The organism is Clostridium tertium (assembly GCF_902652255.1).
GTDB classification, from domain to species: Bacteria; Bacillota; Clostridia; order Clostridiales; family Clostridiaceae; genus Clostridium; species Clostridium tertium_A.
This window is the reverse complement of record NZ_CACRTO010000046.1, coordinates 111309-118127: the sequence shown is the minus strand read 5'-3', so window position 1 is coordinate 118127 and position 6819 is coordinate 111309. Positions and strand designations below refer to the sequence as shown.

The following is a 6819-nucleotide window of genomic DNA, read 5'->3' as shown; positions in this document are numbered from 1 at the left end:
GCCAGGATCAAACTCTCAATAAAAAGTTTAATCTTTTGCTCAAATTACTTTGAGTCTTAATTTTAAGACTTAAAAGAATTGCTGGTTTATTTTACTTAACTTTATTCTGTTCAATTTTCAAAGACCAATTTCTTTGTCGCCTTCAAGCGACTTCTATATATTATCACCTTGAGTTTTTCTTGTCAATACATTTTTTTGATTTCTTTGACAACCTTCCCTCAAGAACATTGACTATTGTATCACAGCTTTAGTTTAATAAATATAGTTTTGCTTTATTTATTTAAAATTATGTATATATTACTTAATATTTATAGATTTTTCTTTAATTTATACATATTGATACACAAGGATAAGTTTATATTAATTAAATAAATACTTATCTAATATTTGTAAATCATTTTATATAAGCTAGCAATTTTATTGTAATAATATTATAATATACCTAAAATATTTTAAGCATCTATAGCTCAGTTGGATAGAGCGTTGGACTTCGAATCCAGTGGTCGGGGGTTCGAGCCCCTCTAGGTGCACCAAAAAGCTAGAATCTAACCGAGTTTCTAGTTTTTTTGTTTTCTCCATATAATGATCTTAAATCTCTATAATTTTAAATCTTTTATCTTTTTATTATAGATACTACTATTTTTAATATAATTTCTCTATATACCCTCATCCCTTTCTTTTGTAGATGGTTTGCACTTAATGAATTTAGTATTAAAAAGCCATTCTATAAGAAACACTCCAAAACTTTATTTATTATTTTTAATTTCATTATCTAATTCTTTCTTTTTCTTATTTACTTTTTATTCTAACCCTTTAACAGTTTTACCTAATAACTCTACAGGCTTGTTAATCTTTGGATGTTTTAATCTGTAAAAGTAATATTTTTAATTACTATTAGCATGGACGATTCATTATTTACTACACTTCAATGTAGATTAATGAAATTAAACAATCCTGCAAAAGAGAAAAAATGTTATATTTGTTAAACCAACTTAATTGTAATTACAAAGCTAACAAATTTGTATTAACTGATGATGATTATATTGATTTCAGCGTGCCATTCATTTCTACAGATGAAGAGTTTAATCCTGAACTACTTATAGCATTGTCTAATAATATACTGAAAAATTTAGAAGAAGATTATGCTAAAATAATGAGAGTTATTTGGAGCTAAAGTGAGATAAACAAATTTGATTAACACATATAAAGCAGCTAGTCCCTTCAATGCAAATAGGCTATGTTGCTTTTTTCTCTATAAGCAAGTAATGAAAGTTTTTAAAAGATATACAATGATATTTTAAGTTTTTTTCAACAAAGCAAAAAGACTAAGTAAATTTTACTTAGTCTTAATTTATTGGAGCGGGTGATGAGAATCGAACTCACGTAACTTGCTTGGAAGGCAAGGGCTCTACCATTGAGCTACACCCGCATATTATGGAGCGAAAGACGGGACTCGAACCCGCAACATTCACCTTGGCAAGGTGACGCTCTACCATTGAGCCACTTCCGCTTATTTTTTATATTTTTATAATATATATGGTGCAGATGAAGGGAGTCGAACCCCCACGCCAATGGCGCTAGATCCTAAGTCTAGTGCGTCTGCCAATTCCGCCACATCTGCATATATATTATGGTGGCTTACCCGGGAATCGAACCCGGTACACCTTGATTAAAAGTCAAGTGCTCTACCGATTGAGCTAGTAAACCAAAGTTGGCTGGGATAGCAGGATTTGAACCTACGAATACCGCAGTCAAAGTGCGGTGCCTTACCGCTTGGCGATATCCCAGCGTATGGGGTGAACGATGGGACTCGAACCCACGACAACCAGTGCCACAAACTGGCGCTCTACCAACTGAACTACGTTCACCATTAATGGTGCGTGTTAAGAGATTCGAACTCCTGGCCCACGCCTTAGAAGGGCGTTGCTCTATCCAGCTGAGCTAAACACGCATATTACATTAAAATGGAGCGGGTGATGAGAATCGAACTCACGTAACTTGCTTGGAAGGCAAGGGCTCTACCATTGAGCTACACCCGCATATTATGGAGCGAAAGACGGGACTCGAACCCGCAACATTCACCTTGGCAAGGTGACGCTCTACCATTGAGCCACTTCCGCTTATTTTTTATATTTTTATAATATATATGGTGCAGATGAAGGGAGTCGAACCCCCACGCCAATGGCGCTAGATCCTAAGTCTAGTGCGTCTGCCAATTCCGCCACATCTGCATATATATTATGGTGGCTTACCCGGGAATCGAACCCGGTACACCTTGATTAAAAGTCAAGTGCTCTACCGATTGAGCTAGTAAACCAAAGTTGGCTGGGATAGCAGGATTCGAACCTACGAATACCGCAGTCAAAGTGCGGTGCCTTACCGCTTGGCGATATCCCAGCGTATGGGGTGAACGATGGGACTCGAACCCACGACAACCAGTGCCACAAACTGGCGCTCTACCAACTGAACTACGTTCACCATTAATGGTGCGTTATCAGGGGATCGAACCCGGGACACCCTGATTAAGAGTCAGGTGCTCTACCAACTGAGCTAATAACGCATATATGGTGCGTGTTAAGAGATTCGAACTCCTGGCCCACGCCTTAGAAGGGCGTTGCTCTATCCAGCTGAGCTAAACACGCGTAATAACCATTAATTTATTATGTTTAATGGAGCGGGTGATGAGAATCGAACTCACGTAACTTGCTTGGAAGGCAAGGGCTCTACCATTGAGCTACACCCGCATATTAAGTTTTAAATGGTCGGGGTGACAGGGATTGAACCTGCGACCTCATGGTCCCAAACCACGCGCGCTCCCATCTGCGCCACACCCCGAGATTATGGTGCGTGTTAAGAGATTCGAACTCCTGGCCCACGCCTTAGAAGGGCGTTGCTCTATCCAGCTGAGCTAAACACGCATATTCTCGTAAAGAACATAAATTATTTTATATCATTACCGCTTAAATGTCAACATTTTTTTAAACCCTTTTTTGGAGCGGGTGATGAGAATCGAACTCACGTAACTTGCTTGGAAGGCAAGGGCTCTACCATTGAGCTACACCCGCATATAAGGATTTAATTGGTCGGGGTGACAGGGATTGAACCTGCGACCTCATGGTCCCAAACCACGCGCGCTCCCATCTGCGCCACACCCCGAAACACTAACATCTCTCAGCGACAATGTTTATTCTACAATAGGAATGCGAATCCGTCAATATATTTTTTTAAAATACTTGCCATAAATTTAATGCCATATTATAGCAAAAATATATTGATGGATTGCAACCACAGTTAACTTCTTATATTAGACTATTTCCTTCAAATATACATAAGGCCTCTTACCTTCAGTTAACTCTATAAATCCCATAGTTTTTTTAGCTCCACCATAAGGCAAAGTTACACTTCCAGGATTCATTAATATCATATTATCCTGATTAGCTACCATAGCTTTATGAGAATGTCCAAAAAGCACTATATCAGCTTCTGATTCTTTTCCTTTATAAAAAATAGTATTATACTCACTTTTTACATTATACATATGCCCATGGGTAACAAATATTTTAGTACCTATAATATCTAAAAGTCTCTCTTTAGGATATTTATTACTAATATCACAGTTTCCTCTAACAGCATATATTTCACCCTTAAAATCTTGTTCTAATAACTTCGTATCTTCTGCCCCATCCCCACAATGAATTAATACATCTACATCACAAAGATATTTCTTTACTAGTTTTATGGATGAGGCATCATAATGAGAATCACTTATTACAGCTATTTTCATCATTGCCTCCTATATTAAACTTTCTAATATTCTAACAGCCTTTTGTAGAGCTATTCCTCTATGAGATATTTTATTTTTTTCTTCCATACTCATTTCTGCAAAGCTCTTATTAAATGGTTCATATAAGAATAAAGGATCATAACCAAACCCACTATCTCCTGATTCTTTTTCTAATATGATTCCTTCTACATGTCCCTTTACATTAAAGTATTCATTTTTGTCATTTATTAAAGCTAGCTCACATACAAATCTAGCTTTTCTATCATCTTTTTTTACTCCACTTAGCTTATTAAGAAGCTTCTCATTATTTTTCTTATCATTTCCATGCTCACCTGCATATCTAGCTGAAAAAACCCCAGGTTCTCCATTTAAATAATCTACTTCTAATCCAGAGTCATCAGACATAACAATAAAATCTGTTTCCCCTCTTTTAATAAGCTCTTTATAAATTTCTACGCTTTTCTTTTTGGCATTTTCTTCAAAAGTTAAACCATCTTCTACTACATCTATATCTATTCCCATATCCTTTAGAGAAAATACTTCAATAGGAAACTTCTCTAATAGCTTTTTTATTTCTACTATTTTTCCTTTGTTATTGCTTGCTAATACTAACCTCTTCATATTTAATTTCCCCCAGTGCCTATCCATAATGCATCCATTTTTAATGCATCCTTCTGCAATTGTGTCATTTGCTTAATTCCCTTTTGAGCTAAATCTAATAGTTCATTTAATTCATCTCTATTAAAAGGTGCTTCTTCGCCAGTACCTTGTATCTCTATAAATTCACCTTCATCAGTAGCTATAATATTCATATCTACCTTTGCCTTAGAGTCTTCTTCGTAACAAAGATCTAATATTTTCTCACCATTTAAAACTCCAACACTTGTTGCACTAACAAATTTTCTAATAGGATATACATTAAAAGGCTTCTCTTTGTGAAGTTTATTTACTGCATCTACTAATGCAACAAAAGCTCCTGTTATAGATGTAGTTCTAGTTCCTCCATCTGCTTGTATAACATCACAATCTATCCAAATTGTTCTTTCTCCTAAAGCTTTTAAATCCATAACAGACCTTAAAGCTCTACCTATTAACCTCTGGATTTCCATAGTTCTTCCGTCTATTTTAAGTTTAGCAATATCCCTAACTTTTCTAGTGCCAGTTGATCTAGGAAGCATATTATACTCCGCTGTGATCCATCCTTCTCCTTGCCCTTTTAGAAAAGGAGGTACTTTATCTTCAATAGAAGCTGTACATATTACCTTAGTATCCCCAACTTCTATCAAAACAGATCCTTCTGCGTATTTTGTGTATCCTCTAGTTATCTTAGTACTTCTTACTTGGTCGTTTTTTCTTCCATCTATTCTCATAATCCAGCCTCCACTCTTAATATTATTAAAAATTATGCACTATTTTAACATTAAACTCATATTATTAATATAAGGATTAATGAAGAGGTGACAATTTTGCGATATATTGGACCATATTTTAGAATGAACAAATTATCTTGTAAAGAAATTAATGGCCAACTTTTCCACTTATCAAAAGAAGCCATTAGAACCTTGGTTCTAGAATCAAAATGTGGATTAGTAGATTCTATAAAAAATTATAAAAAACTATCATCCACCATTGATATTACCACATCCAGTAATTTTTCTCCACTACTATGTATATATAGAAAATCGTCTCCTAACTATATTCATAGTAAAAATTATAATGGTTTTGATGAAGAATCTTTCAAAAAAGATATTTCACCTATAACAAATGCTTTACTGACTACTAGTGTACTTAATTTATCTAATTATTATTCTCGTTTTTACGGTGTAGATGAGAAATTATATTCATACTCAAAAGCTTATAAAACTTTGGCTAGAAATCAGCTAGAATTTTACTCTGAAAACTTAAGAAGTAATGAGGGAGTTTTTATTGAAAAAAGAAATCTATCTGAAAATAATTATAAAGGCTTTAATTTAGTTGATAAAAACAATAAGTTTAAATTTTCTGATCAGGCTTTTATGATGGTAGCTTATAATTTATATTCAATATTATATGAAGAAGATGATATATCTGAGGATTATAAAAAATTCTCGTTAGAGATATTACAAACTCTTATAGAATTTAAAGAGAAAATTTATGAATCTTCTTTTGAGGAAGTCTGTAAGATTCTTTTTGCTATTAATATATTTTATAGTAATTCAAAAAATAAAGATGCACAGATACTAATAATAGATCTAACTGATTTTTTAATTAATAAATTTGATGAGAAAGATTATTATGTTGAATCTTTAGATTATACATCCCTTTTTTCAATTAACTTGATACTATCTTATAAAAATACTAATATCTTTACATTTAAGGATAAATCTAAGGAAATAAATAATAAGTTATCTTCCTTATATGATGATGAAAAAGAAGTTTTCCTTAAGCTTTCTAGTAAAAAAGAATTAAAATATTCATGCTTTGATATAGCATTTTACTTTTTAGCAATTTATACTTACTCAAAAGAAGATAATAGAGAGAATGAATATAAGACTATGATATCTTCATTATATAAAAAATATTTTATAAACTCAGGCTTGATTACTTCTTGGCCTGATGCTCCAACTTTAGATGAAGCAGAAAGATACAGAGGCCTAACCTTCAGTTCTTCTGATATGCTTGATGAAGGGTTCTTTAGAACTACCACTACTCCAACACCATCTAGCTTAGGTGTTGCCCCTATATTTAGAAGAAATATATCTTATTCTAAAAAGAAGAATACTTTTTCTAATTCAAGTTCTTCTTTTGATAGCTTCAAAAATTTATTTATATATCAATTGATAATTTTTCTATTTAGAGATGATTTTCTAAAAGAAGTTAGCTTAATTAAATTAGAAGCTCAACTAAGGAATACAGATGATCTTGAAATAGATGAGTCTAATATAAATATTGAATCTATAGCAAAAGAAGAAAGTAAGTTAGAAGAAGAAATATCTTCTAATATAGATATTTCTATATTAGAAGATGACTTAAAATCATAAAGATTGAGTATAAAC

5 protein-coding genes and 21 tRNA genes are annotated in these 6819 nt (G+C 33.2%); 3 read left to right on the top strand and 23 right to left on the bottom strand.

Features of this window, described 5'->3' with window-relative positions; genetic code table 11:
• Nucleotides 1–456 precede the first annotated feature (456 nt).
• Nucleotides 457–533 (top strand) — tRNA-Arg (locus GPX08_RS14735).
• A gap of 437 nt (nt 534–970) precedes the next feature.
• Nucleotides 971–1174, top strand: a complete 204-nt coding sequence (locus tag GPX08_RS14730; RefSeq protein ID WP_156627580.1) for a hypothetical protein — start codon at nt 971–973, stop codon at nt 1172–1174.
• Between the two features lie 181 nt (nt 1175–1355).
• On the opposite strand, the gene GPX08_RS14725 is transcribed toward GPX08_RS14730, so the two are convergent.
• The 23 genes from GPX08_RS14725 to rph form a co-directional block, all read right to left on the bottom strand.
• Nucleotides 1356–1429, bottom strand: a tRNA-Gly gene (locus tag GPX08_RS14725).
• A 6-nt stretch (nt 1430–1435) separates the two neighbouring features.
• A tRNA-Gly gene (locus tag GPX08_RS14720) sits at nt 1436–1510 on the bottom strand.
• A gap of 27 nt (nt 1511–1537) precedes the next feature.
• Nucleotides 1538–1621: transfer RNA gene (locus GPX08_RS14715), tRNA-Leu, on the bottom strand.
• Between the two features lie 10 nt (nt 1622–1631).
• Nucleotides 1632–1707: transfer RNA gene (locus GPX08_RS14710), tRNA-Lys, on the bottom strand.
• A gap of 5 nt (nt 1708–1712) precedes the next feature.
• A tRNA-Gln gene (locus GPX08_RS14705) sits at nt 1713–1787 on the bottom strand.
• Between the two features lie 5 nt (nt 1788–1792).
• Nucleotides 1793–1868, bottom strand: a tRNA-His gene (locus GPX08_RS14700).
• Nucleotides 1869–1874: 6 nt separating this feature from the next.
• Nucleotides 1875–1951, bottom strand: a tRNA-Arg gene (locus GPX08_RS14695).
• Between the two features lie 14 nt (nt 1952–1965).
• Nucleotides 1966–2039 (bottom strand) — tRNA-Gly (locus GPX08_RS14690).
• A gap of 6 nt (nt 2040–2045) precedes the next feature.
• A tRNA-Gly gene (locus tag GPX08_RS14685) sits at nt 2046–2120 on the bottom strand.
• Between the two features lie 27 nt (nt 2121–2147).
• Nucleotides 2148–2231 (bottom strand) — tRNA-Leu (locus GPX08_RS14680).
• A 10-nt stretch (nt 2232–2241) separates the two neighbouring features.
• Nucleotides 2242–2317, bottom strand: a tRNA-Lys gene (locus GPX08_RS14675).
• 5 nt (nt 2318–2322) lie between these two features.
• Nucleotides 2323–2397: transfer RNA gene (locus GPX08_RS14670), tRNA-Gln, on the bottom strand.
• A gap of 5 nt (nt 2398–2402) precedes the next feature.
• Nucleotides 2403–2478, bottom strand: a tRNA-His gene (locus GPX08_RS14665).
• 6 nt (nt 2479–2484) lie between these two features.
• A tRNA-Lys gene (locus GPX08_RS14660) sits at nt 2485–2560 on the bottom strand.
• Between the two features lie 5 nt (nt 2561–2565).
• A tRNA-Arg gene (locus GPX08_RS14655) sits at nt 2566–2642 on the bottom strand.
• 28 nt (nt 2643–2670) lie between these two features.
• Nucleotides 2671–2744 (bottom strand) — tRNA-Gly (locus GPX08_RS14650).
• A 15-nt stretch (nt 2745–2759) separates the two neighbouring features.
• Nucleotides 2760–2835, bottom strand: a tRNA-Pro gene (locus GPX08_RS14645).
• Nucleotides 2836–2841: 6 nt separating this feature from the next.
• Nucleotides 2842–2918: transfer RNA gene (locus tag GPX08_RS14640), tRNA-Arg, on the bottom strand.
• Between the two features lie 73 nt (nt 2919–2991).
• A tRNA-Gly gene (locus tag GPX08_RS14635) sits at nt 2992–3065 on the bottom strand.
• A gap of 15 nt (nt 3066–3080) precedes the next feature.
• Nucleotides 3081–3156 (bottom strand) — tRNA-Pro (locus GPX08_RS14630).
• Between the two features lie 148 nt (nt 3157–3304).
• Nucleotides 3305–3784, bottom strand: a complete 480-nt coding sequence (locus GPX08_RS14625; RefSeq protein ID WP_156627579.1) for a YfcE family phosphodiesterase — start codon at nt 3782–3784, stop codon at nt 3305–3307.
• 9 nt (nt 3785–3793) lie between these two features.
• Complete coding sequence (locus GPX08_RS14620; protein ID WP_156627578.1) at nt 3794–4405, bottom strand: XTP/dITP diphosphatase; 612 nt, start codon at nt 4403–4405, stop codon at nt 3794–3796.
• A gap of 2 nt (nt 4406–4407) precedes the next feature.
• Entirely contained in the window at nt 4408–5154 is a 747-nt protein-coding gene (gene rph, locus GPX08_RS14615; protein ID WP_156627577.1) for a ribonuclease PH, read from the bottom strand.
• 96 nt (nt 5155–5250) lie between these two features.
• On the opposite strand from rph, the gene GPX08_RS14610 reads away from it, so the two are divergent.
• Nucleotides 5251–6804 carry a hypothetical protein gene (locus GPX08_RS14610; RefSeq protein ID WP_156627576.1) on the top strand — a complete coding sequence of 518 codons (1554 nt, stop codon included), beginning with the start codon at nt 5251–5253 and terminating at the stop codon, nt 6802–6804.
• Nucleotides 6805–6819 lie beyond the last annotated feature (15 nt).

Coding starts and splice junctions, on each gene's coding strand:
- GPX08_RS14730 (WP_156627580.1), top strand. CDS start 971: ATGTTATATTTGTTAAACCAACTTAATTGTAATTACAAAGCTAACAAA.
- GPX08_RS14625 (WP_156627579.1), bottom strand. CDS start 3,784: ATGAAAATAGCTGTAATAAGTGATTCTCATTATGATGCCTCATCCATA.
- GPX08_RS14620 (WP_156627578.1), bottom strand. CDS start 4,405: ATGAAGAGGTTAGTATTAGCAAGCAATAACAAAGGAAAAATAGTAGAA.
- rph (WP_156627577.1), bottom strand. CDS start 5,154: ATGAGAATAGATGGAAGAAAAAACGACCAAGTAAGAAGTACTAAGATA.